The organism is Pseudomonas sp. Wu6, assembly GCF_019891515.1.
Lineage (GTDB): Bacteria > Pseudomonadota > Gammaproteobacteria > Pseudomonadales > Pseudomonadaceae > Aquipseudomonas > Aquipseudomonas orientalis_A.
In genome coordinates this window covers 1-23,765 of sequence record NZ_JAFLXH010000026.1, presented here as the reverse complement: position 1 = coordinate 23,765, position 23,765 = coordinate 1, and the positions used below count along the sequence as shown (strand labels likewise).

Below are 23,765 nucleotides of genomic sequence, written 5' to 3'. Positions count from 1 at the left end.
TCAAGTACCTTGCCCCATTATTCTTTCTCTTTAGAATCAGTCAGAGGCCTAACATGGGGCCTTATCGGTACGACTTTGCCTTTTCGTAGTTCTTGGTTGGCGTCATCCCAAGCAATTATTAACATGAGTTCCCGTGCTAACGCTGCCTCATATTTAGATTTGTAATCATCAGCAACTGCTTTTGCCTTGCTGGCTTTGATTTTGGCATGCTGAACTTGTGAGGCGCCCGGTTTTACCAGCTTTTTTTGTTGCTCGGCTCGGGTTAAAATCTCTTCGATCAGTGGCTTATATACGTCTCGGCTCTTCTTAATGCTTCCTGGGCTTTTGCCAGCCTCAATAGCTACAGCGTTCAAGGTGATTTTAGTATCCTTGTCTACAATGTCGGGTGAGCCGTCGATAATGCGATTGAGGGCGTCATAATAAGGCTTAAGGGTGGTCGTAAAGTTTTCAGTAGTAGACATGCTCGCTCCATACTTAACAAAAAAATTATTTTGATTTGGCTATAAGCCTGTCACGAAGCTCAGTAAAATCTTTAAGATTTTGCATTTCAGCTTTGTACTCCATGCTGTCGGAGTCAAGCTCTGAAATATCAAACTTCATGATTTCTAATGTGGCATCTAGGACAGATTGTTTCCCGATTAGGTGGCGGCATCCAGGGCACGTGAAAAAATTACCATGAGCACGCTTATCACAGGGCACGGGCGAGGCGCAACCACCTAGTGGGATCTCGGTGTAGGCCGCTAGGCCTTTAGCTGCTAGTTGCACCGTCTCAGCTACGGCGCGATCTACCCAAACGGAACTTGAGCGCTGGCCTGAGATATCCATACCTTTGAGGCCTAGCAGTTTTTCTGAGGTTCTTAGTGCTTCACGAATATACATGGCACCGTCAGCTTCGGATTTTGCCCTCCTGAGCTCGGCTGCGAGCTCAGGATTGATAAGGTTGAAGTGGTAATTCTGAGCGGAGCATCCCCTAGTATAGTAGAGGCTCATCACCTTGGTCAGATGTCCCAATAACCTCTTTAACGAAGGTAAAGTGATGAGTCCTGTTTGCGCGCAAAATACTGCCATGGTGCGACGAAATTGATGAGAAGATATTATCCAAGGAGCTCCTATCTTGTATTTCGGATCGCTACGCCAGTTTCTCAGGGGGTCGACTGCTTCAAGTTCTTGAATGTCAGCCTCTGTAATGAGTATAGGGTCTAACCCAGCCTCCACTCCCATTCTTTTTACCAAGTAGTCCTTCGACGGTTTGGCATTTGCAACAGGGTGTACTGCTGCCGAAATTAAAAGGTGGTTATTGGGGGTTTTGAAATGCGGTGAGAGAAATCGGTTGATTTTGGTAAGAGTGTCGACCGGTTTTAGGATTGCATCTGTGGTAATCCATTTTGTCGGCTTCGATGTGCTATAGAGTTTTGTCGTGATGCCGGCGACGTAGAGTGCATCATTATTCCATCCCTTAACGCGTTCTAAGCAATCGGTGGTTAATCCTTTAACTTCGTGGTCGCGCATCAAGGTGTATAGGTGGATCAGGCTCTTGGCGCAGTGCGATACTTTAGTAATAAAGCCAAGAACATTAATGATCGCCTTCCATTGATATTTTTCGCACAAGGTATCAAGATTGTATTCTTGAACAGCTTTCTTGAAATTGGTTGGATTATCTATATGCAGCGCTAAGTGTTCCGCCGTCGCTAGTTTTGAGGCTCTCGTATTTGGATTGGTGTGGATTTTATTGGATTTCCCATAGTACGGGTTTTCCGCTGCGCGATCTAACAAGGCGAATAAATTTTGGTGATGTTCTAAGAAGTCATCTATGTGAGCGTGATATTGGCGATATTTGAATAGAAGTATCCTGCTGGGGATGATAGGGAATTGTTTGCCCTCAGTTCTAATGGCTTTTGCTGCTTTTTGCATGTATGGAAATATTGTTCCATTCAATGGGAATCCGCGTTCAAGGCTGTCAATGCTGTTCAAAGTTCGGACAAGCGCAACCAGCGCTTTATTCATGCTAGGAGTCAGTTCCTCTTGAAAATTTTTGAAAAGGTCAAACTCTTCGAAAATGCTTTCCAGCTTAAGATTGTGTAATACGCAATGGTCATTGATTTTAGCGAGCAGTTGATGCGTTGAGTGCATGGTGCTCAATCGTAGTGGTCGACCACTTTTCAGATTTTTTGAAAACATCTTGATAATGAAAAGCTTTTTGCAAGTCTCAACGTTATGGTTTTTGTGATCGCAAACGTTGTAGAATGGCAGGAAATTAAAATAGATATTGTCGCCCACATGGAAAGCAAAGGCGGGAAGAATCCACTCGTCGGATGATAGTCGTGACAGGATTTCACCGTTTTGCGTGCGGGAAACCACCGTGTTCGAATCGAGTCTAGCAAAGGACATTCCATAGAATACATCTGTGCCCAGAAAGCTGAGATCGGTGGGAAAAACAGAAAAACTATTAGAGTGGGCTCGACCCGAATTTTGAGTGTTGTCTGTCATTTGATCACCTTGAGTCGAAGTAAACGCCCGTAGAGGGACTCCCAGTAGGGAGACAGTTTGTATTCTAGCTCAACTTCATCCTGCACGCGTTCTATCAAAGGCTTCATGTCTGGCCTTAATTCTAAGAGCTCTGCCAGGATAGAGTCGATTTTTTCAATGGCTTTGCCATGTACCGCATTAAATTGCTTTATGTCCTCGCATGAAGACAATCTTTCTCTGGTTACGTATCGCATGCTGAGCAATTTGCGTACTGAGTCTTCATCAGCGTGCAATCGAAACTCATCGCAGAAAACACACCCAACAAAGTTTCGACAATCAGGCTGGTAGTTCTCCGGCGTTTCCTCTACCTCAGAAGGAGGCTCCCCGGAACATCCTCCCCCTGGGGTAGGGAGTTTAAGTTCGCGCTCCAGAATGGTGATGACATAGCTTAATGTGGTGGATATCTCGTCTATTGCTTGCTTCTCTTCCGCTTGTGCATAATGTTTCAAAATGGTGTCACTGCTGTTCTGCATTACTGCAGAAACGGTGCTGATAGTATAGTTTTGGGATAGCAGGTAGACGGACTTGTACTTTCTCAAGCCTTGGAAGTTTAGCCCCTGATGTAAAGGGTCAAGGAAGCTGCGTACCTGAGAGTTAAAGCTGTGAATAGTGTTAGCTTTGATAGGGCGATTCGCCGTGTTGTTTTTCTTGTAATTTATAAATAAGTAGGTGGAAGTCTTCTTGCGACATAGAAAACCACGTAGCTTAAGAAATTTGGTAAATTGCTTATGAAATGTCTTTTTGATCTCAAACTGCTGCTCCATGTCGCCAGCCCGGTATTTTATGACGACGAAGCCTGCATGGTCGCTCGTGGACGTCTCATAAGTTTCAGACCAAAGAAGCCTTCTTAGCTGCGATTCGTTTATACCTGCGTTTGCAACAAACATGGAGATAAACGCATCTTGGGCCAACCCTGCGAGCCACATACGCTTCTGGTGATAAATGTCAGCATTTGCGTTTCGAAGAAGCTCAAGCGCTTGCTCTCGTTGGGGTATTAGTTGATGACGGGACTGGTTTGCTTTCACCATGCACTGTTCGAGAGAGTTCACTTCGCCCAACCGATAATCCCAAATGACGCTATGGCCAACCTTCCAGGTAGAGTCAATAATCGCCGGCGTTGTGATTGCATATTCAGCAGGTAACAAAAGTGCTTCAGTTTCCATGTACGGAATTCGATGGGGAAAAGACTTTTTCTGAAGAACGAAGTCGGCGAGGCCGTCAAACAAGTATTGGCAGACCACTAAATGCTCGGCCATGGCTTGCTCTGATGGTGTCTTCGTAGGATTTGAAGAGGAACTATTAGCAGAGATGATGGGTAAGTCGTTTCGAAAATTGATAGCGGCTACTGGGTAAAAAAGCGAAGCGGTTCTCAATACTTGAGATTGGAGTCGGCTGGCCGTGTATTCAGAAATTCCGTCTTCACGGTTCATTTCAGTGATCAAATGATGAGTGTATCCATCAAGAGCCCGCTTGTAAGAATTCGCACACTCGAGAAAATCATTGTGTCCATTGTCATCAGACCAGTCACCAAACGCCACCAGCTCCACCGCATTTGTATATAGGGTATATGGACTACCACCCAGATGGTACGCTGCGGCGTACTCGAGACACCAATGTTGAATGTAAGGTGTGCGATGAGCGGCGAAAGAGTCAGCCTGGACTGGCTTAGGCATTTTTCGGCTATCAAAATTGCGTTCGGTGTAACAGAGTGCGCCGAGGTCGATTCTACGGTCATCGGTGCATTGCAGTACGAGACCTTCTATAGGTCTGGCCGTAATTACAGCGCGGAATTGGTCAAGTGTGTATTCTTGAAGATTAATTTCGTAGGGGTGCCGCTCTTGATTTATCATGCTTGGAGATCTCCCTTAGGACGATGGCTTCCAGGTGTGCCTCAACCTCGGTTTGAGCTTGGGCAAGGATCGGATGATCCTTTCTATACTTGAGGTATCCTAAGGTTACGTTCACATCTTCGTGATTCAGCCTGTTTCTGAGTTTGTCTAACAGTTCCAGTTGATTCATTTCGCCCTTGTTCAATCTTTGCATATAGTCCTCGAGTAAGTTCATTCCGAACGTGGCTCGTAGATCGTGAAACTGGTAGTTGAATGATGTATTGTTTTTCATAAGTTGTTCCTGAATAACCTTCGCGAATTGACGAATTGCAGATCCCTTTTCAGCGCTGAAGCCAAACAACGATTGGTCGATTTCTGCAACGTAGTATGGTTTTCCCGTTCGTGTGAGGAATACGTATTGGTTAGCGTTGTCCGTTATTGGTGATTTTTCGGCGCGCTCTGTATGGCGTTGAGAATGTATGTAGATATTTAGCATGTGGTGAACCCATGCGGGCATTTCGACAGCCTGATTTTTGCCGCCTTTAGCTTCGGTCATTTCTCCATCTCCTATAGTTACAGGATGGAGTGAATATTTGAAGGGGTCGTTGTCCGCGCCTATGCCACTAATTACGCAACTGTGCCGAAGCGTTAGGATTGACTGAATTCTCATTCCTGTTGTAAGCGCTACTACATGGGTGAGTAGCATTTCGGTATTCCCCAGTTGGATTAGGGCATCGAGAAGTGACTGTTGATCTTCGCGATTAATTGGGAAGAGCTTGCCCCCATCACGGATGAAGCGGCCAGTCGATATGGATCCTTTGTCTTTGAAGGGCAAATCAGTCGCCATCACTTCCTTCACTTGGACGACTCCATGCGCGTCTGTATAACGACGGCGCTTAACTGTCGATATCCACATTTCAGCTTCGGGCTTAAAGTTCCGGCACATTACTTTCCATGTGTAGAAACCAATCATGTTCCCGATTTTGCGATTCGCTGTTTTCCGCTTAATTTGGCCCCGAGCAATCTCAAGTTTCAACTCGGATTTGTAGTAATACGTTGGCCGTTCTGACTGTGGGCCCCGAAAGATGTCATAAGTTCTTTCACCGTCTGTCAGTTTGTTCATCATGTCTGAGAGGTCGCCTGCGGCATTCGAAGCGGTGGAATCTTTGATTCCCTTTACAGACCAGCACCAGAATAAGTAGAGGCAGCCTTCAAGCCAAAGACCCCCATCTGGTTGGACAATTACGTAGAGTCGTGGAGCGGACTGCGGCTGGAGGTGCATGGGCCTAATGGAATAACCCTTGCGGTCGCCTGTGTTGTTATCTGGAAGCGCAAGCCATTCAGTCGAATCCTGGTCATTACAAGGCTCCCAAAGACGGACATCCTTGAGGATGACCTTGTGATAGTTGCCTTGGGAAGCTCCGGCTAATTCAGGCATGGACAATACTCTAAGAGAATGTCCGTCCATTTAAGGTCAGCTCACGGGATCCGTCAAATCGCAGGAGCTCACGCGTGGTTCTGCACCTTGACCGTGTGCAGGGTGATATCCACCACATCTCCGTCGGCACCGACCTGGGGCATTTCGATCCAGTCACCGACCCGCAGCATGTCGTTGCTGGTCAATTGCACGCTGGCGACGAACGACAGCAGCGTGTCCTTGTACACCAACAGGATCACCGCCGACATGGCACCCAGGCCCGACAGCAGCAACAGCGGCGAACGGTCGATCAGGGTGGCGACGATGATGATCGCGCCAAACACGAACAGCACCATCTTCGCCAGCTGCACATAGCCCTTGATCGAGCGGGTGCGCGCATGTTCGGTGCGCGCGTAGATATCCAGCAGCGCGTTGAGCAGGGCACTTATCGCCAGCACCATGAACAGAATGGTGATCGCCAGGGCCACGTTGCCGATGAACAGGATGGCGGTCTTGCTCAGGTCCGGCACCAGGTACAGGCCGAACTGGATCACCAGGGACGGCGTCATCTGCGCCAGGCGATGGAAGACTTTGTTATGCCGCAGATCGTTGAGCCAATGCAGCGCAGGCTGCCGGCCGAGTAATTTGACCGCGTGCAGGATGAGGTAACGCGCCACACGCCCCACGACGAAGGCCACCACCAGCAATACCAGCAAGCCGAGGCTGGAATGCAGGACCGGGTGTTCATCGAGGGCGCCCCAGAGGTCTTGGACGTTGAGCCAGAGCTGTTTGATATCCATGGATTAACCGATTCTTCTGTAAGACAACACGGGCCGATTAGAGCATTTAAGTGCAACAAAGTTGACGCCACGGACAAAATCGCTGACAAAAAACCAGCTGATTAGCACCGTTCGCGTAAAGAAACTCGGTTTGGACGCCCGAAACCGGTAACCTATGCAGCTGATATTTTGTATTTCTTCGAGGTAGCACCCGTGTTTTCCCAATTCGCCCTGCACGAACGCCTGCTCAAAGCCGTGGCCGAGCTTAAATTTGTCGAGCCTACGCCTGTGCAGGCAGCGGCCATCCCGCTCGCGCTCCAGGGGCGTGACCTGCGGGTGACGGCGCAAACCGGTAGCGGCAAGACCGCTGCTTTCGTCCTGCCGGTCCTCAACCGCCTGATCGGCCCGGCTAAAGTCCGCGTCAGCATCAAGACCCTGATCCTGCTGCCGACCCGCGAGCTGGCCCAGCAGACCCTGAAGGAAGTCGAGCGCTTCTCGCAGTTCACCTTCATCAAGTCCGGCATCATTACCGGTGGCGAAGACTTCAAGGTCCAGGCCGCCATGCTGCGCAAGGTCCCGGATATCCTGATCGGCACCCCGGGCCGCATGATCGAGCAACTCAATGCCGGCAACCTCGACCTCAAGGAAGTCGAAGTGCTGGTGCTTGACGAAGCCGACCGCATGCTCGACATGGGCTTTGCCGACGACGTGCAGCGCCTGGTGGCCGAATGCGTCAACCGCCAGCAGACCATGCTGTTCTCCGCCACCACCGGTGGCTCGACCCTGCGCGACATGGTCGCCAAGGTGCTGAACGACCCCGAACACCTGCAGGTCAACAACGTCAGCGACCTGAACGCGACCACGCGTCAGCAGATCGTCACCGCTGACCACAACGTGCATAAAGAACAGATCCTCAATTGGCTGCTGGCCAACGAGACCTATCAGAAGGCGATCGTCTTCACCAACACCCGCGCCGCTGCCGACAGGATCTACGGGCGCCTGGTGGCGCAGGAATACAAGGCATTCGTGCTGCACGGCGAAAAGGACCAGAAGGATCGCAAACTGGCCATCGACCGCCTCAAGGCGGGCGGCGTGAAGATCCTGGTCGCCACCGACGTCGCCGCGCGCGGCCTTGACGTGGATGGCCTGGACCTGGTGATCAACTTCGACATGCCACGCAGCGGCGACGAATACGTGCACCGTATCGGCCGTACCGGGCGTGCCGGCAACGATGGCCTGGCCATCTCGCTGATCTGTCACGGCGATTGGAACCTGATGTCGAGCATCGAGCGCTACCTCAAGCAATCGTTCGAGCGCCGCACCATCAAGGAAGTCAAAGGCACCTACACCGGGCCGAAGAAGGTCAAGGCCTCGGGCAAGGCCGTTGGGGTGAAGAAGAAAAAGACTGACGCCAAGGGCGAAAAGAAAAAGGCCGGCGCCAAGTCACCGACCAAGCGCAAGATCGCCAATCGGCCGAAGACCGACAACCTGTCGCTCGTCAGCAAGGACGGCATGGCCCCGCTCAAGCGTCGCAAGCCAGAAGCGCCGGCTGCCGAGTAACATCCGTCTGACCGATCGTTCCCACGCTCCGCGTGGGAACGACTCCCGGGACGCTCCGCGTCCACGCCTGCATTCAGCTTTTGGCTTTAGCCGCCGCTTCCTTGAGTTCCTTGAGGCGCGCATCAATCAACTGGCACTTGTCGGGAAATTCCGCGCTTTCGGTGTCCAGGTCCATTTTCTGCAGCTCGTCATTCATCTCCTTGGCCTTGGTCGGGTTCTGCTCAGTGAGCTGGGTGACTTCCCGCGCCAGTTGCTCGCGCTTGGCGGTGGCTTCCTCCGGCGTGCAGGCCCAAGCGGGCACGCTGCTCAGCAGCGCGGCGACGACGGCCAGGTTCATCAGGGTTTTCATGGGCGACCTCCTTGGCGATTGTGTACGGTTGAGGGGGCGAACGTCGGGAAAGTTCAGCGAAATGACGCCCGTCGATCAGGCTGAACGGCGGCTGAGCTGGCGTGTCACACCTCTAGACGGGCTACTTTTCCGTGGGCCTGCAGGAGGAATCAGGATGACGACTTACAACTGGGATCTGATCGAACGTCTGCTGCATGAAGTGCAAAACGGTGAGGGCAGCTTCGCTCCGCGCAAGTACGCCGAGCAGGAAGCCGCCGAGAAGGCCACGGCGGGCGAGCCCGTAGGCAACCTGGATACGCTGAAAAAGACGGCTGCGGATTACGAAGCCCTGTTGCTCAAGCGCGGGTTTATCGAATCGCGTCCGCAGGAGGAAGGCGGCAATGGGGAGAATTTCATCCTGACGCCGCGCGGTTCAAGCCTGCTTTCCCTGATCGACAGTTCCATTCCAGGCGAACACCATCCACGCCATGTGCTGGACCAACAGGAAGATGCGCTGGACGAAGCCACCTTCGATCACGTGGCCTCCAAGGCCGCAATTGCCGGCGGCGCCATCTGAACACCCCGCATAACCCTGTAGGAGCGAGCTTGCTCGCGAAAAACGTCAACGATAACGCGTGCTTTCTGAATGAGCGCGGTGCCTGTGAGTTTTTCGCGAGCAAGCTCGCTCCTACAGACGGCGGTAGGGCTTGTCCCGCGCTGCTATCGAAAGCACGCCCTTACCCACATCACGCAGAGGCAGCCTTGAGGCATTTGAGGGCCTGAAAATCGCCACGGACTTTGTCGATTTTCTGGCTCAGCTTCATGCGCTGTTGCTCAGTGCTCTGCGCCATCAAATCCACAATCAAACTACGCGCCGCCGCTTCGGTCTGTGCGTAGGCCGCCCGGTACTCGGGGGTCCAAAGACTTTCCCGGTCCACCAGTAACTGCTGCATTTTTTGCGCAAACCCGGGACTGTTGCGTTGCCGCAGCGCCTCGCTGAACTGCACCTGCCAGTGCGCGCGGTTGCCGATCCACTCGTTGTTCTGATCTCCCAATGCCTCGGACCAGGCCACCACCCGCTGCTGCTGGGTGGCGCTGAGTGGGCCGATCCAGGCGTCCAGACGCTTGCTCATGCGCTCGGCGCGCTCCTTGATCTGCTGGGCCAGCGGCGGCTTGAGGTATTCGTCCTGGCGTTTGCGCAGGTCTTTGGCCAGGGCGTCGTTCATCTCCTTGACCTGCTGATCATCCAGACCTTGCAGCAATTGCACCGCAGACGGGGTGATTTCACGCGCGATTTCAGCGATGGCCTGTTTGGCTTCGACAGTGCGGGCCTGCAAGGCGGCGTCGGTGACCTGATTGGCGTCGACCATCTGTTGCAGGCGGTCCAGCCAGTCCAGGTAACCCGGCAATTGCGTGGTGCAGTGCCAGGCCAGGTGCTCCTTGAGTTTGTCATTGAACCAGCTCTTCTGCCCGGCGTTCATGTCCAGGTAGTCGTTGAGGGTCCAGGGGATGATCACGTCAAGATTACGGTAGGCCAGGCCCACGCGATTGCAGCCGGCGAGCACCAGGCTCAGGGTCAGCAATAACACCATAAATTTGAGCCGACGCAACATGGGCAGGTCCTTGCACGGTTGGGATTAATGCATGTGAACCTGCACAAGGGGCGACAGTTCAGCCCATCAATAAAACGACCGGACAGCCTTCAAGGTCAACAGACCGTCACATTGCGAATTGTGTCCGGAGTAGGCCGAGCAGTCCCCGCCACTGAGGCTGGAGTCGCTGTAGATCAGGTCAAGGTCGACCCCTTTCCAGGCCCTGGAGAGTTGCACTGACCAGTCGCTGAAGCTACTGATGGCGCCGTTCTCCACCGACACCGGGGTGCCCAGTTGATGGGTGGTGTACTTCACGCTGACGCCGACGCCGAAAGGCTGGGTGCCGCCGAGGTCGGCAAACAGCGTGCTGTCCTGGCGGTCGGGGTCGTTGCTGAAAGACACGCCGAAACGGTTGCCCAGCAGGTTCAGGCCACCATAAAACGCCTGGCTGTCGAGGGGGCTGACCTTGGGGTAGCTGTAGTGAATCAAGCCCACTTCGTAGCCCAGGGTCTGGTCGAAGGGATGCTTGAACCCCATATAGGAATCCACTTCAAGGGTGCTGGGCGAGGACAACCCCATGTTCGGTGAAAACTGGCCGAAGTACAGGCCGCTGTCGTGACTCAGGTCCAGCCCGCCATGGAATGCGTCGCTGCCGGGGGAGGTCGGCTTGACCAGGCCCTGGGCCATGGTGCGGCTGGGGGTGGTACCCAATTTCAGGTCGAAGTCGCCCAATTCGCGCTGGAAAATCTGCGCTTCGGCGAGCGGACACACGGCAAGCGCGCTGACCAGTAACATGCAGGATTTGAGCATGCTTCACTCCATGAAAAGCGAGGAGCAGTGAGGAAAAGGATGGGCAGATGCCCGTGCTAGACGTGTGCAAGGATACCGGCGAAAGCTCGCAGGTGAGGCCCGTTCGTCGATTGGGATGAGGATCAAGGTGTTGCGAAGGTGTTTCGGGCTCTAGTCCTAGCGCCTTGAAGGCAAGACGCTTAGGGACCAGGTGCGTTGCGCGGGTATTACTTTTTGCCCAGGCTGATCTGCTTGGACGGGCCGAAAGTCTGGCCGCTCACGCCCTTGGCAATTTGCTGGATTTCGCCACCGGACTTGAGGAACGCAGCAATCTGGCTGTTGATCGATTCGCTGGTTTCAACGGCGGGAGCTGGCTTTGCTTTGCTGTTGGATGCTTTTACGCGCATGGCGGCCACTAACCTGTAGAAAATTAACTTGGCCAGGCATCGTACAGGAATTACTTGACAATTGCTTGGCAAATATCCCTTGGGAATTAAATGTCGCCTCTGCAAAAGACCGAACTTGAGCAACCCAATAACCCGCTAACTGACTGTTTTAACTCGAAAGCTTGAAACGTACCGGTGTTGGCGACGGGTAAAATTCGCAGGATTGATCAGACGAGCGGGGCACTGCCATCGCAGCGCCACGTCGGCCTGCGGATTTTTCAGGCGCGCGCGCGTGTCTGGCTCAACTCGGGTAGAATGCCGCCCACGCAATGAGGGTATCTGGAAATGGCTTTAGTCGGGCGCTACAACAGCTTGCAAGTGGTTAAACACACTAACTTTGGTTTGTACCTGGATGGTGCGCAAGACGGTGAAATCCTCTTGCCTAATCGGTATATCCCCAAGGACATTCCCAGTGAAGATGAAGACTGGCTTAACGTTTTCATTTATCTGGACAGTGATGACAAACTTATCGCCACCACTGAAAAACCCAAAGTTCAAGTGGGCGAATTTGCCAGTTTGAAAGTGGTGGAAGTCAACAGCATCGGCGTGTTCCTCGATTGGGGGCTGCCCAAGGATCTGTTGCTGCCTTATTCGGAAGAAAAGCGTCAGCTGAGCGCCGGTGAATATTGCGTGGTGCATGTCTATCTCGACAAGCACACCCGGCGCATCACCGCCACCGCGCGCCTTGATCGCTACCTGGACAAAACGCCGGCCAATTACCAGGTGGGCCAGGAAGTCGACCTGTTGGTGGCCGAAGCCACGGACATGGGCTTCAAGGCGATCATCAACAACAAACACTGGGGCCTGATCCACAAGAACGAAGTGTTCAAGTTCCTGCGCCCGGGCAAGGAAGAGAAAGGCTTTATCAAAGAGATCCGCGCCGATGGCAACATCAGCCTGAGCCTGCAGCCGGTTGGCCAGGAAGCGGCTTCCAGCCTCAACTCGAAGATCCTCGCCAAATTGCGTGACAACAACGGCACCTTGCCGGTCAGTGATAAAAGCGATCCCGCCGTCATCAGCAACTTGTTCGGTGTGAGCAAAGGCAACTTCAAAAAGGCCATTGGTGCGCTCTACAAGCAGGGGCAGATTGTGATTCATGCCGATCGCATTGAACTAAGCTGAGTGCGGCCGGCTCTGCTGTAGGAGCACGCTTGCTCCTACAGTGGATGGTCAAATGTCGAAGAAAACCTTGTTTGCCTACCTCGGTACGCTGGTCGCCTTCCTGGTGCTGGACGGCCTCTGGCTGGGCGTCCTGATGGGACCTACCTATAAAAGCCTGCTCGGCTCGCTGATGCTCGATCAGCCCCGGCTGTTGCCCGCCGTCGTGTTCTATCTGCTGTATGTCCTCGGTTGCGTGATATTCGTTGTCTTGCCCAGCGCGAGCTGGCAACGCGCTGCGCGTTTGGGGGCCTTGCTGGGGTTGGTGGCCTATGGCACTTACGACCTGAGCAATTGGGCCACGCTGCAAGGCTGGTCCGCAGGCCTGGCGGTAATGGACATGGCGTGGGGGACTGTGCTCACGGCGATCTGTTGCACAGTCGGCTTCCTGTGTGCACAACGGGTGCGTCAGTGATTGTGTACAGGATTGTCTTGCACCGTTGCTGCGCATAGCTGTTCTATCTGAACCTTTATAATGTCTTTGGAGCGCCGTTCCACGGGCATTGTGTGCCATTGGCATGCATTCTGCTGACTACCTCGTATACAACCCATACTGCGTACCGTATGCATATCGCTACGGCAACGCAGGGCGATATTACGAGGAGTCCCGCGATGACCGACCAATTGCCCAACGGCTACAGCCCACGGCTGTATAACCAGGACCTGGGCCCACTGCCGCAGAAATGGACCTGGTACAACATCTTCGCCTTCTGGATGAGCGATGTGCACAGCGTCGGCGGCTACGTGTTCGCCGCCAGCCTGTTCGCCCTGGGGCTTGCCAGTTGGCAGGTGTTGATCGCCTTGCTCGCGGGCATTTGCATTGTGCAACTGATCGCCAACCTGGTGGCCAAGCCGAGTCAGCAGGCGGCGGTGCCTTATCCAGTGATTTGCCGCCTGGCATTTGGTGTATTTGGTGCGAATATTCCTGCGGTGATCCGTGGCCTGATCGCGGTTGCCTGGTACGGCATTCAGACGTACCTGGCGTCGAGTGCCTTGATCATCGTGGTGCTGCGCTTTTTCCCGTCGATGGCTGTGTATGCAGAGCCGCACTTTGCCGGGTTGTCGTACCTGGGCTGGTTCGGCTTTCTTACATTGTGGGTGCTGCAGGCCGCCGTGTTCTGGGCCGGGATGGAATCCATCCGCCGCTTTATCGACTGGGCCGGCCCGGTGGTGTATGCGGTGATGTTTGCCCTGGCCGGCTGGATTGTGTGGAAAGCGGGTTGGGCGAATATCAGCTTTACCCTGGCGGAAAAGTCGCTGTCGGGCTGGCAGGCCTTCGGTCAGGTGATCGTGGCGACGGCGCTGGTGGTGTCGTACTTCTCCGGACCCACCCTCAATTTTGGCGATTTCAGTCGCTACTGCCGCAGCATGCAGGACGTGCGCCGTGGCAACTTCTGGGGACTGCCGGTGAACTTCCTGGCCTTCTCTCTGGTAACCGTGGTGATCGTCTCGGGCACCCTGCCAGTATTTGGCGAAATGTTGCATGACCCCATCGGCACGGTGTCGCGCATCGACAACAGCATGGCCGTGTTGCTGGGCGCCTTCGCGTTCGTGACCGCCACTATCGGCATCAATATCGTCGCCAACTTTGTCTCGCCTGCGTTCGACTTCGCCAACATTGCGCCGAGCAAAATCAGCTGGCGTGCGGGTGGAATGATCGCCGCCGTGGCGTCGATCTTTATCACGCCGTGGAACCTGTTCAATAACCCGCTGATGATTCACTACACCCTGGATATCCTGGCCGCGTTTATCGGGCCGCTGTTCGGCATCCTGCTGGTGGATTTTTACCTGGTCAAAAAGCAGCAGATCGACGTGGATGCGCTGTTCGATGACAGCCCGAGCGGACGCTATTACTTCGACGGCGGGGTGAACTGGACGGCGGTCAAGGCCTTGGTACCGGCGACGCTGGTGGGCGTCGCCATCACCTTCACGCCGGCGTTGCAAGGCATGGCCAATTTCGCCTGGTTTACCGGCTGCTTCCTGGGAGGGCTGTTTTTTCTGGTACTGGCACGGCGTGAGCAGGTGCGCTTGCCGACCCCTCTGGTCGCTGGCTGAGCACGACACCGCCGGCCACCAATAGACCGCAACCGGCAATCACCAGTGCCGGTTGCAGGCCGCCGCTCAAGTGGCTGCTCACCGAGGCCAGCAGCGGCCCGCTCAATTGGCCGATGGCAAAGCTTGCCGTCAACAGGCCGGTGCTGCGCTGGTAGCCGTGGGGCGCTATCTCGCGCAGGCGCGCCATGACCAATTGCATGCACGCCAGAAACGGTGCGCCGCACAGCAATACTCCCAGCGCCAGGCCCCAGGTATTGCCCAGCAGGCACGTGAATACGCCGGCCGCCTGCAGCCACAGCGTGGTCATCAGCCAGCGCCGGGTGGTGTTCGGGTCCTTGCGGCGCAGGCTGGCTATCACCACGCCCATCGCAGCGGCCAGGCCAAAGCACGGCCAGAACAAGTCGGCCTGCCAGGCGCCCTTGAACTGCGCAGTGGCCATCTGCGACAGGAAAGTCGCTGGAATGATGTAGCCCAGGCCGAACAGGAAGTAGATCCAGCCCAAGTGCGCGATGCTGCCGTTATTACCCGCGTTGGAGGCGGGCGCAGCCAGCGTGGTCGGCGTTGGCAGGAATGGCAGGATGGCCAGCAGCATCACCAGTGCCACCGCGCCATACACCAACCACAGCGTTGCGGAGCTTTGCCCCAACAGGTTGGACCCCAGCGCCAGCAGTCCGGTGAGCACAATGCCCAAGCCAGGTCCTGCGAATACCAGCGCTCCCAGGCGTGGCCTGCCGGCGGCAATCGCCAGCGGCTGGCTCAGGCTGGTAATCATCACCAGGGCCCAGGCGCTGGCGACACCGGTGCCGAAACGCAGCAGCAGATGAGGCCAGAAGCCGTGGGCCCAAAAGGACGCCAGGGTCAGCAGCACGCAGAGCCACAACCCGCCGTACAAGCGCCCTTTAATGTGGTGATGACTGCGGGCGAAGATCGAGTCCACCGCACCGACGAAATAACCCAGGTAATTGGCGGCCGCGATCAACCCGGCACCGGTCAGGTCGATCTGACCTTCGCTGAGCAAATGCGGCATCTGCGGAGTCAGGGCAAAGCGGCCGATGCCCATGGCCATCATCAGGGCGACAAAGCTGGCGGTTAAGCGAATCAGCGGTGACATGTGCACGTGTCCTGCGAGAAAGCGAAGACCGTCAGGCTAAAGCGGATTGACTTTCTGTAAAAATGAATAATAGTGAGTAACTTGTTCAGTTTTGGAGAAAGGCTATGGAGTTCAGTCAACTGCGCATCTTCCAGGCGGTAGCGGAAGAGGGCTCCATCACCCGCGCCGCTGAGCGCCTGCACCGGGTGCCGTCGAACCTGTCGACCCGGCTCAAGCAAATGGAAGAACAGCTTGGCGTCGAGCTGTTCGTGCGTGAACGCCAGCGTTTGCAGCTTTCTCCTGCGGGTAAAGTGCTGCTGGACTACAGCACCCGTCTACTGGCCCTGCACGATGAAGCTCATGGCGCCGTGCAGGGCGGGCAACCGGCGGGTGATTTTGTCCTCGGCAGCATGTACAGCACGGCGGCGATTCACTTGCCCACGCTATTGGCGCGTTATCACAAGGCCTACCCGATGGTGAATTTGCAGGTGCAATCCGCGCCGAGCGGCGAACTGCTCGAAGGCTTGATCACCGGGCGGCTGGATGCGGCGCTGGTGGATGGTCCATTGACGATTGCCACGCTGGACGGCGTGCCGCTGTGCGAAGAGCGCTTGGTGATCATTTGCGAGGCCGACCACCCGCCGGTGCGCGGCCCCCAGGATGTGGCCGGCCGCTCGGTTTTCACGTTCCGCCGCAGTTGCGCCTATCGCACCCGCCTGGAGACCTGGTTTTCCCACGAGCGCGTGGCCATGGGCCGCGCCATCGAGATCGAGTCCTACCAGGGCATGCTGGCTTGTGTGATCGCGGGCTCAGGCGTGGCAATGATGTCCGAATCCATGCTCGAGAGCCTGCCGGGCAAGGACAGTGTGTCCGTTCATCCGCTGACTGGGCCTTTTGCCACTGCCACCACCTGGTTGATGTGGCGAAAGGGTATGCTCGGCGCTAACCTCAATGCATGGATCGAGCTGCAGCAGGCGAGCCAGGCAGAGAGCGTGCAAGACAGGCGCGAGATTGCTTGAACGAATCGACAGGATCCTGATCCATTCAGTAATAGTTCGTTGTGGTTTCGCGCAAGCAATACATAGGACTTAGGGCTACTATCAGTGTAGGAAAGGGCGACAAGACAGGCGTCTACCCGCATTACCCTCAAAGGGGGCAAATCATGAAAGAGAAAATTCAAACCTGGCTCCATGACCTTGGCGTTGCGCTGGGCTTGATCGAGCCTCCACTGCAGCCGGTGCCGATTCGTACCGATGACGAGCAACGCCGCCCACGTCGGCGTTGATCCCCAGCCAACCCGGTATTCTTGTGGGAGCGGGCTTGTTCGCGATGCGGTGAGTCAGTCGATAAGTAGTTGACTGGTTTACTGCATTCGCGAGCAGGTTCGCTCCCATATTTCGTTTGTGACAGGCACGAAGATCGGTTAAAGCGCCTTGCCTCTCTCGCCTTCAAATGTCGGAATTGGGCTACTCGCTCGTCAGAATTGGCTGGCTTATTCATTTTAAAAGATGAGCGTAGGTTGAATTCCGTTACGGAATTTCATCGGTTGTTGCAATTCTTTGTGGAAAGGTCAAACAAAACCCAGGAATAGAGAACGGCCGCTTCCGTAACTCCAAACTTTATAAAACCTCTCTTCGGGGCATTACTAAGTCAGAGTTATTGGAGACTAAGCCATGACGCGCTTTCCCGTTCCGCCCGTCGCCGCATCCTTGATCGCCACAACCGAGAGCATTTTACATATCGCGCCGGTTTCCAGAGGCTGGAAAGCTGATGCTCCGGACAACATCGTGTTTCTCTCCCCGACAATAACCAAGCAGGCGTTGCTCACCCAGATCGGGCTTTTGCGTCCAGCAACAATCGTTGTTGGGGACCAAGCCATGGATGCAGACGTCATAGACCTCTGGCGTTCAGCCCACCCATTTGGAAACCTGCATCTGATTCGCAGGGGGACGAGCCTCGATAAGGTTCGACTGGACCTGTGCGCATCCAAAGGGATTCAAGTGGTCAACACGCCCGGTGTGAACGCGCCGCATGTCGCTGCTTATATTGCGCGCTGGCTGACATTGGCCGATGGCTCGATACCCCGTGACATCTGCGTGCTGGGATATGGCAATGTCGGTCAGGAACTTGTCACGTTACTCCTTGATCGAGACCCGGATGTTCGAATTAAGGTGTTAAGCCGCTGCCCTTCGGCACTTGGCAGAAAAGTCTCCCAAAACAGCCGGGTGTCATTAGTAGTCGACTGGTTCGAGGCGATGAAGGGGGCCCGTGCAGTCGCTCTGTGTTTATCTCTGACTAAGGACTCCACCCGTCGTATTGACCGTGCCCTTATTCAATGTCTGCACAAACAGGCTCGCGTTGTTTGCGTCGCCAAACCGGACGTGTTCAGCGATGACGCTTTGCAGGCCCTGGCGCGAGCCGAGGGCATCCAGCTTGTATTGGACTATGGGCTCGTCACATTGGACGCGTTTCGAATGCGCGCGCAAAAGCTCGGCTGTAGTGTCTCCACGTGGCGCAAACCGGCGACGCTGACGGCGCAGGCGGCAACTGCAGAAGCCTGCCAGTGCGATCTCGACTATGCCGTCGCAATCCAATTGAGCTTGACGGCTTTGCACGGTCTTGCCAGGCGCAAAGTTGTACAGTCATTGGCGATTCCCGTTCAGCAGATAGAGGCCGATGCGCCACGCGTGTCGATCATCGGCAGAGGGATCAACGGCCTTTTTCAAGCCGTGATGTTTCGCCTGGCCAATTATCAAGTCGACGTATACGGCCGCAACCGGCAGAGCGATGGCGCCAGCCACAAGCAGGTGAACATGCGTCACCTGTCAGCGACGGAGACGACGGCAAAGCCGCTCCATAATCAGTACCTGCTCTGCGGAAATCAGCATTTGGCCGTTGAATGCAACCGAGCAGGCATTGAATTGTTTGAAAAACTTCTGGCTGACAACCCGTCGCTGGCACCCTTTGCGCACGCGCGGATTGTAAGAGCCTATATAGGCGATACCACTGATGTAGAAGGCGCGATACGCGAACAGCGCGATATCGAACGCCGTCCTTGGCCGAGCGGCAAGCCAGGAGGTGAAGTTGCAGAGATCAGTCATACGCAAATCCAGGCAAGTTACGGCGTTCATGGTGTCGGCCGGGCTATAGAAGTATCCGGCTACGAGGTGGCATTCGACGATCTGATTCTGGAGTTGGAGAGGCTTTTGCAACGTGCGGGGGTTCAGTTTCGGTCCAGGCTTTTGACGTCGGAACACATTTGTGAACTGAGCAAAGATCACTTCGTTGTCACTGCCATGGGCGTAGAGGAACCCAACGTGATCGCGATCATCGGTTGGTTTTTCAAACTGCCCGCGATTGGACATGAAGGTGCCGAAATGCGCGGGCTCAAGTTGCAGTACGATCTACCCGTCGGTGTCATGAATTGCCGCCTGGACGGGGATTGCATTCTTGTCTCCGGCGGGCAGGTTCCGCCTGGATCAACGCTTGAATATAAAGAGCAAGTACTCGCGGCGTGCCTTGCTGCTATTTCTCGGCATTTTCCACAGTCTTACCGCAGAGCCGTCGAAAAGAGTGACCTGCAAATAATCGAATGTGCGAGGCCGGGTACTTCAGATGGGCTTTCGATCGTTTATTGGTCCGCCTACCATCAAATCGCGGCCGGAGGCACATATGCCGGAGGCACTACCCAGGGATTGGTGTGGGCCTCTTTGGTTCAGGAGATCATCTTGGCCAGAACGTCTGACCATTGAGGGACAAAAAACGGGTGTGACATTCGCCGTCGCACCCGCTGAAGAAACCGCTCTAAAGCCCGGACGGGGTCAAGCCACGCCTGCCACCACGGCGCCCGGTTTACGCGACACCACACTCACCAGCACAAAACTCACCGACGCGACCGCGAGGCTGTAATAAATCGGCGTGTTTGCATCCAGCCCATCCTTGAACATGAATACCAGCGCGGTCAGGAACCCCAGGCCCATCGACGTAATCGCCCCTGCGGTGGTCGCGCGTTTCCAGAAGACTGCTCCGATCAGCGGGATCAGCATGCCGCCCACCAGCAGGTTATAGGCCAGGGTCAGGGCGCTGATCACATCGTTCACCACCAGTGCGATGCCGATCACGGCGATGCCGGTCAGCAAGGTGAACAAGCGGTTGACGCCCAGGCTCGACTGCTTGCCGCTGCGCAACCGTGGCAACAAGTCTTCGGTCAGCACGGTGGAGGCGGCGAGCAAGCCGGCGCTGGCCGTGGACATCATGGCCGCCAGGGCTGCGGCAATCACCAGGCCGCGAATGCCGTCCGGCAGTGAGGCTTTGACGATGGCCGCGAACGCGTTGTTGGCGTTATCCAGTTCCGGGATCAGCACATGCGCCGCCATGCCGATCAATGCGCATGCCAGTCCATAAACAATGCAATAGAACCCGGCGAAGGTGCCGGCGTACCGCGCAACTTTTTCGTCGCGAGCGGTGAATACGCGCTGCCAGATATCCTGGCCGATCAGGATGCCGAAGAAGTAGATCATGAAGTAGGTAATGATCGTGTCCCAGCCAATCGCGGTGAAGCTCAAACTCGATGCCGGCAGCCTGGCCACCAGTTCATCCCAGCCGCCGACGCGGTACAGGCAGATCGGCAACAGAATGAACATCAGTCCAACCGTCTTGATCACGAACTGCACGATATCGGTCAGGGTCAGCGACCACATGCCGCCGATGGTCGAATACACCACCACCACGCCACCGCCCAGCAGCACCGAGATCCAGAACGGCAGGCCGAACAACACTTGCAGCACAGTGCCGATGGCCAGGATCGAGGTCACTGCGATCATCAGTGCGTAAGCCAGCATGATCACTGCGCTGGCCTGGCGAGCCATGGGGTTGTAGCGTTTCTCCAGGACCTGGGTGACGGTGAAGATTTTCAGCTTCAACAGCGGCCTGGCCAGGAACAGGTTCAGCACAATGATCCCCGCGCCCAGTGCGGCGCACAGCCAAAAACCGGAAATACCGTGCACATAACCCAGGCGCACAGTGCCGACGGTGGAGGCGCCGCCCAATACCGTGGCGGCCATGGTGCCCATATACAGCGATGGCCCCAGGTTGCGCCCGGCCACCAGATAGTCTTCATGGGTCTTGGCGCGGCGCATGCCGTAGTAGCCGAGCACCAGCATGCCGGCGGCGTAGATGAGGACGACAAATAGATCCAAAGCCATGACGGTGATTCTCCGATTATATTTTTTATGGACGATCAGGCGGCAGTCGGCTCGGCAAGCGCGCGAGCCAAGGTCAGGTACATCGGTGATTGGGGACCTTGGAAGTCCCCGGGTTTTTCAGAGTGCGACCATGCTTTTTATTCTGTTCAAGGCGTGTACGCGCTGATCAGCGATGCGTCACGCCGGGCAATACACAGAGCATTTCATACAGCAGGTTGGCACCCAGCAGCGAGGTGTTGCCGGTGGTGTCATAGGGCGGCGAAACTTCCACCAGATCACAACCAATCAAGTCCAGGCCCTGGCAGCCACGAATGATCTCGATCGCCTGGATGGTGGTCAGCCCGCCGATTTCCGGCGTGCCGGTGCCCGGTGCCCAGGCCGGGTCGATGCCATCGATGTCGAAGCTCAGGTACACCGGGCCGCCGCCGACCTTTTCGCGCACTTCGGCCATCAACGGCGCGAGCGAGTGATGCCAGCATTCTTCGGCCTGGACCACGCGGAAGCCCTGCTTGCGGCTCCAGTTGAAGTCTTCAGCGGTGTAGCCCTGGGCGCGCAGGCCGATCTGCACCACGCGGTCGCAGTCGAGCAAACCCTCTTCCACGGCGCGGCGGAAGGTAGTGCCGTGGGCGATTTTCTCGCCGAACATATGGTCGTTGACGTCGGCGTGGGCGTCGATGTGCACCAGCCCGACCTTGCCGTGTTTCTTGTGAATCGCCCGCAGGATCGGCAGGGTGATGGTGTGATCGCCGCCCAGGGTCAGGGGGATGACGGCGTGCTCGAGGATTTCATCGTAGGCGTGTTCGATGATGCGCACGGCGTCGAGGAGATTGAAGGTATTGATCGCCACGTCGCCGATATCCGCAACCGACAGCGAATCGAACGGCGCAGCGCCGGTGGCCATGTTGTACGGGCGGATCATCACCGATTCGGCGCGAATTTCCCGAGGCCCGAAGCGGGTGCCGGCGCGCAGCGAGGTGCCGATGTCCAGGGGCACGCCGATGAAGGCCGCGTCCAGGCCCTCGGCCGTTTGCAGGTGGGGCAGGCGCATCATGGTGGCGATGCCGGCGAAGCGCGGCATTTCGTTGCCGCCCAGTGGTTGGTGGAAAATCTTGTCCACGGGATTGCCTCATCGTTGCTGTGTTTATCAGGAGGCCGATTCTGTAAAAAGCGGGGGCAGGGAAGAATCGGCAGAGGCAAATACTTAGTTCAGATTTTTCTAAACTAACGCCTGGGGTAAACTCGGTTTAAATAAGAGAGCCTGCGGAGATTTGATGGCCAACGCCTTGCCCGACCTGAAACTGCTGCGCATCTTCGTCAGCGTTGTGCGACACCAGGGGTTCGCCAACGCGCAACACGCACTCAACCTGTCGACGTCAGCCATCAGCACCTATATGAGCCAGCTGGAATCGGCGTTGGGCCTGGTGCTGTGCCATCGTGGGCGTGGCGGTTTCAGCCTGACCAGCAAGGGCGAGCTGTTTTATCAGGAAACCTTGCGTTTACTGGGCGAACTGGAAGGCTTCGAACAATATGCCGCCGCGTTGAAGGGCGAATTGCGCGGCACCCTCAAGCTCGGTGTGCTCGACTCCACGGTCAGCGACAAAGCGCTGCCGTTCGCTGAGGTGATCGGTGCCTATAGCCTCGAACACCCGGCAGTCCATTTGCATCTGTCGGTCATGAGCCCTTATGAACTGCAACTGGGGGTACAGGACAATCGCCTGGATCTGGCCATCGGCGCGTTTTCCAACCGCATGAGCGGGCTGATCTACATGCCGCTGTACCGGGAGCAGCACTGGCTGTATTGCAGCACCCGGCACCCGTTGTTCAACGAGCGGCGTATCCCCGAGCAGGTCATCACCCAGCAACGTATGGTCGGGCGTGGTTACTGGAGCCAGGCCGAACTCGCGCGCCATGGCTTCAAGCACAGCGCGGCCACCGTGGAAAGCATGGAGGCGCAGCTGATTTTGGTGTTGTCCGGCGCCTATATCGGCTACCTGCCCGAGCACTACGCCCAGGCCTGGGCCGACAAGGGCGACCTGCGCGTACTGCTGCCGGCCACCTTCGGCTACCAGGCGCCGTTTTCGATGATCATGCGCCGGGGGCGAGGCCGCGAGCCGCTGATCCAGACTTTCCGCGATTTACTTAAAGCCCAGCTCAACCAGGCCTGAAAAACATGTCCAGACCCCAGTGTTCCCATTGTCTCAGGCCCGTCAGCCACTGCCTGTGCCCGCTGATTCCGCGTCTCCAAAGTCGCACCCGTGTGTTGCTGCTGCAGCATCCGAGCGAGGTCAACCACGCGCTCAATACCGCGCGGCTGGCGGTGTTGGGGTTGAACAATGCGCAGTTGGTGGTGGGAGAGGTGTTCGATGACCTGGCGACCCTGTTGAACCCGCCCGGCTATCAGGCGCGGCTGTTGTTTCCGGCTGATGATGCCCAACCCCTGCAAGCCTACGCACAAGACGATCAGCCGCTGTTGCTGGTGGTGCCCGACGGCACCTGGCGCAAGGCACGCAAGTTGCTGCACCTCAACCCGTTGCTGGCGGCCTTGCCTCGGGTGACGCTGGCCAATGGCGGCGTCTCCCGGTATCGCTTGCGCAAGGCGCCGGGACCTGGCGCCTTGTCGACGGTCGAAGCCATCGCGCAGGCGTTGCAGGTCCTGGAAGCGCCGGCATCGTTCGAGACGTTGCTCAAACCTTTTGAAGCGTTGATCGAGGGGCAGATTGCGGCGATGGGGGAAGAGGTTTTTCAGAGAAATCATGGTGGTGGGGATTAGGGACAGGCGGGGTATCTCGGTGCGGCTATCGGGACATAGGTATCTACACAACTCTGTAGCGCCCAACCGTAACCACGATGCGAAGCGAGTCGCTCTTGATCTTGATCTGCGTTTGATCTTGATCTCAGGCGCCCCGTTAAACCACGCTGGCCGAACGCAGGCTTGAATCCGTGGGCAACCCGGCAGGACGCCGGGTTAGCCGCACTGGGCCAGGGATGGCCC

21 protein-coding genes and 1 pseudogene are annotated in these 23,765 nt (G+C 56.0%); 10 read left to right on the top strand and 12 right to left on the bottom strand.

Annotated features, from left to right (window positions below; translation table 11 throughout):
* Positions 1–17 precede the first annotated feature (17 nt).
* From J1G34_RS18075 to J1G34_RS18055, 5 genes and pseudogenes are all read right to left on the bottom strand, one after another.
* Positions 18–461 carry a hypothetical protein gene (locus J1G34_RS18075; RefSeq protein ID WP_017337083.1) on the bottom strand — a complete coding sequence of 148 codons (444 nt, stop codon included), beginning with the start codon at positions 459–461 and terminating at the stop codon, positions 18–20.
* Between the two features lie 25 nt (positions 462–486).
* Positions 487–2,487, bottom strand: coding sequence for an integrase (locus J1G34_RS18070; RefSeq protein ID WP_159936658.1), 2,001 nt, complete (start codon positions 2,485–2,487; stop codon positions 487–489).
* On the bottom strand, positions 2,484–4,376 hold the full coding sequence (locus J1G34_RS18065; RefSeq protein WP_159936657.1) for an integrase: 1,893 nt from the start codon (positions 4,374–4,376) through the stop codon (positions 2,484–2,486). Before J1G34_RS18065 ends, J1G34_RS18070 begins: the two co-directional genes overlap by 4 nt.
* Positions 4,342–5,793 carry a site-specific integrase gene (locus J1G34_RS18060; RefSeq protein ID WP_159936656.1) on the bottom strand — a complete coding sequence of 484 codons (1,452 nt, stop codon included), beginning with the start codon at positions 5,791–5,793 and terminating at the stop codon, positions 4,342–4,344. Before J1G34_RS18060 ends, J1G34_RS18065 begins: the two co-directional genes overlap by 35 nt.
* Positions 5,794–5,870: 77 nt before the next feature.
* A pseudogene (locus J1G34_RS18055) lies at positions 5,871–6,572 on the bottom strand (mechanosensitive ion channel domain-containing protein); the annotation flags it as partial.
* Between the two features lie 192 nt (positions 6,573–6,764).
* Between J1G34_RS18055 and J1G34_RS18050 the strand changes: the two are divergent.
* Positions 6,765–8,111, top strand: a complete 1,347-nt coding sequence (locus tag J1G34_RS18050; RefSeq protein ID WP_065887921.1) for a DEAD/DEAH box helicase — start codon at positions 6,765–6,767, stop codon at positions 8,109–8,111.
* Positions 8,112–8,184: 73 nt separating this feature from the next.
* On the opposite strand, the gene J1G34_RS18045 is transcribed toward J1G34_RS18050, so the two are convergent.
* Positions 8,185–8,460 carry a hypothetical protein gene (locus J1G34_RS18045; protein ID WP_222994438.1) on the bottom strand — a complete coding sequence of 92 codons (276 nt, stop codon included), beginning with the start codon at positions 8,458–8,460 and terminating at the stop codon, positions 8,185–8,187.
* Between the two features lie 154 nt (positions 8,461–8,614).
* Here J1G34_RS18045 and J1G34_RS18040 point away from each other — a divergent pair, with 154 nt between their 5' ends.
* The gene (locus tag J1G34_RS18040) at positions 8,615–9,016 is read left to right on the top strand and encodes a transcriptional regulator (RefSeq protein WP_065887923.1); all 402 of its coding nucleotides are present in this window, start codon (positions 8,615–8,617) and stop codon (positions 9,014–9,016) included.
* 169 nt (positions 9,017–9,185) lie between these two features.
* Here the strand turns inward: J1G34_RS18040 and J1G34_RS18035 are convergent, their stop codons facing one another.
* The 3 genes from J1G34_RS18035 to J1G34_RS18025 form a co-directional block, all read right to left on the bottom strand.
* The gene (locus J1G34_RS18035) at positions 9,186–10,052 is read right to left on the bottom strand and encodes a DUF6279 family lipoprotein (RefSeq protein WP_222994437.1); all 867 of its coding nucleotides are present in this window, start codon (positions 10,050–10,052) and stop codon (positions 9,186–9,188) included.
* A gap of 66 nt (positions 10,053–10,118) precedes the next feature.
* Complete coding sequence (locus J1G34_RS18030; RefSeq protein WP_222994436.1) at positions 10,119–10,841, bottom strand: TorF family putative porin; 723 nt, start codon at positions 10,839–10,841, stop codon at positions 10,119–10,121.
* Positions 10,842–11,047: 206 nt separating this feature from the next.
* Entirely contained in the window at positions 11,048–11,227 is a 180-nt protein-coding gene (locus tag J1G34_RS18025) for a hypothetical protein (RefSeq protein ID WP_003193095.1), read from the bottom strand.
* Between the two features lie 324 nt (positions 11,228–11,551).
* On the opposite strand from J1G34_RS18025, the gene J1G34_RS18020 reads away from it, so the two are divergent.
* From J1G34_RS18020 to J1G34_RS18010, 3 genes are all read left to right on the top strand, one after another.
* Entirely contained in the window at positions 11,552–12,388 is an 837-nt protein-coding gene (locus J1G34_RS18020; protein ID WP_065884480.1) for a CvfB family protein, read from the top strand.
* 52 nt (positions 12,389–12,440) lie between these two features.
* Entirely contained in the window at positions 12,441–12,839 is a 399-nt protein-coding gene (locus J1G34_RS18015; protein WP_065896258.1) for a DUF2177 family protein, read from the top strand.
* 197 nt (positions 12,840–13,036) lie between these two features.
* Positions 13,037–14,479, top strand: coding sequence for an NCS1 family nucleobase:cation symporter-1 (locus J1G34_RS18010; protein ID WP_130138862.1), 1,443 nt, complete (start codon positions 13,037–13,039; stop codon positions 14,477–14,479).
* Here J1G34_RS18010 and J1G34_RS18005 read toward each other — a convergent pair.
* Entirely contained in the window at positions 14,391–15,590 is a 1,200-nt protein-coding gene (locus J1G34_RS18005; protein WP_130138863.1) for an MFS transporter, read from the bottom strand. The genes J1G34_RS18010 and J1G34_RS18005 overlap by 89 nt on opposite strands.
* Positions 15,591–15,694: 104 nt before the next feature.
* On the opposite strand from J1G34_RS18005, the gene ptrR reads away from it, so the two are divergent.
* The 3 genes from ptrR to J1G34_RS17995 all read left to right on the top strand — a co-directional run bounded on the left by ptrR (position 15,695) and on the right by J1G34_RS17995 (position 19,321).
* Positions 15,695–16,588 (top strand): putrescine utilization regulator PtrR, encoded by an 894-nt coding sequence (ptrR, locus tag J1G34_RS18000; protein ID WP_122561860.1) that lies wholly within the window; start codon positions 15,695–15,697, stop codon positions 16,586–16,588.
* Positions 16,589–16,731: 143 nt separating this feature from the next.
* Positions 16,732–16,854 (top strand): PA1414 family protein, encoded by a 123-nt coding sequence (locus tag J1G34_RS27280; protein WP_017737772.1) that lies wholly within the window; start codon positions 16,732–16,734, stop codon positions 16,852–16,854.
* 388 nt (positions 16,855–17,242) lie between these two features.
* A complete protein-coding gene (locus tag J1G34_RS17995) occupies positions 17,243–19,321 on the top strand; it encodes an FAD-dependent oxidoreductase (RefSeq protein ID WP_222994435.1) in 2,079 nt (692 codons plus the stop codon).
* 69 nt (positions 19,322–19,390) lie between these two features.
* Here J1G34_RS17995 and J1G34_RS17990 read toward each other — a convergent pair whose 3' ends face one another.
* Both J1G34_RS17990 and speB read right to left on the bottom strand, forming a co-directional pair.
* A complete protein-coding gene (locus J1G34_RS17990) occupies positions 19,391–20,773 on the bottom strand; it encodes a sodium:solute symporter family protein (protein ID WP_065936457.1) in 1,383 nt (460 codons plus the stop codon).
* Between the two features lie 166 nt (positions 20,774–20,939).
* Positions 20,940–21,890, bottom strand: a complete 951-nt coding sequence (speB, locus tag J1G34_RS17985; RefSeq protein ID WP_065893751.1) for an agmatinase — start codon at positions 21,888–21,890, stop codon at positions 20,940–20,942.
* Positions 21,891–22,044: 154 nt separating this feature from the next.
* Between speB and J1G34_RS17980 the strand changes: the two genes are divergently transcribed.
* A complete protein-coding gene (locus J1G34_RS17980; RefSeq protein WP_065884488.1) occupies positions 22,045–22,938 on the top strand; it encodes a LysR family transcriptional regulator in 894 nt (297 codons plus the stop codon).
* Positions 22,939–22,943: 5 nt separating this feature from the next.
* Positions 22,944–23,543, top strand: a complete 600-nt coding sequence (locus tag J1G34_RS17975; RefSeq protein ID WP_122561859.1) for a tRNA-uridine aminocarboxypropyltransferase — start codon at positions 22,944–22,946, stop codon at positions 23,541–23,543.
* The last annotated feature ends 222 nt before the right edge of the window (positions 23,544–23,765 follow it).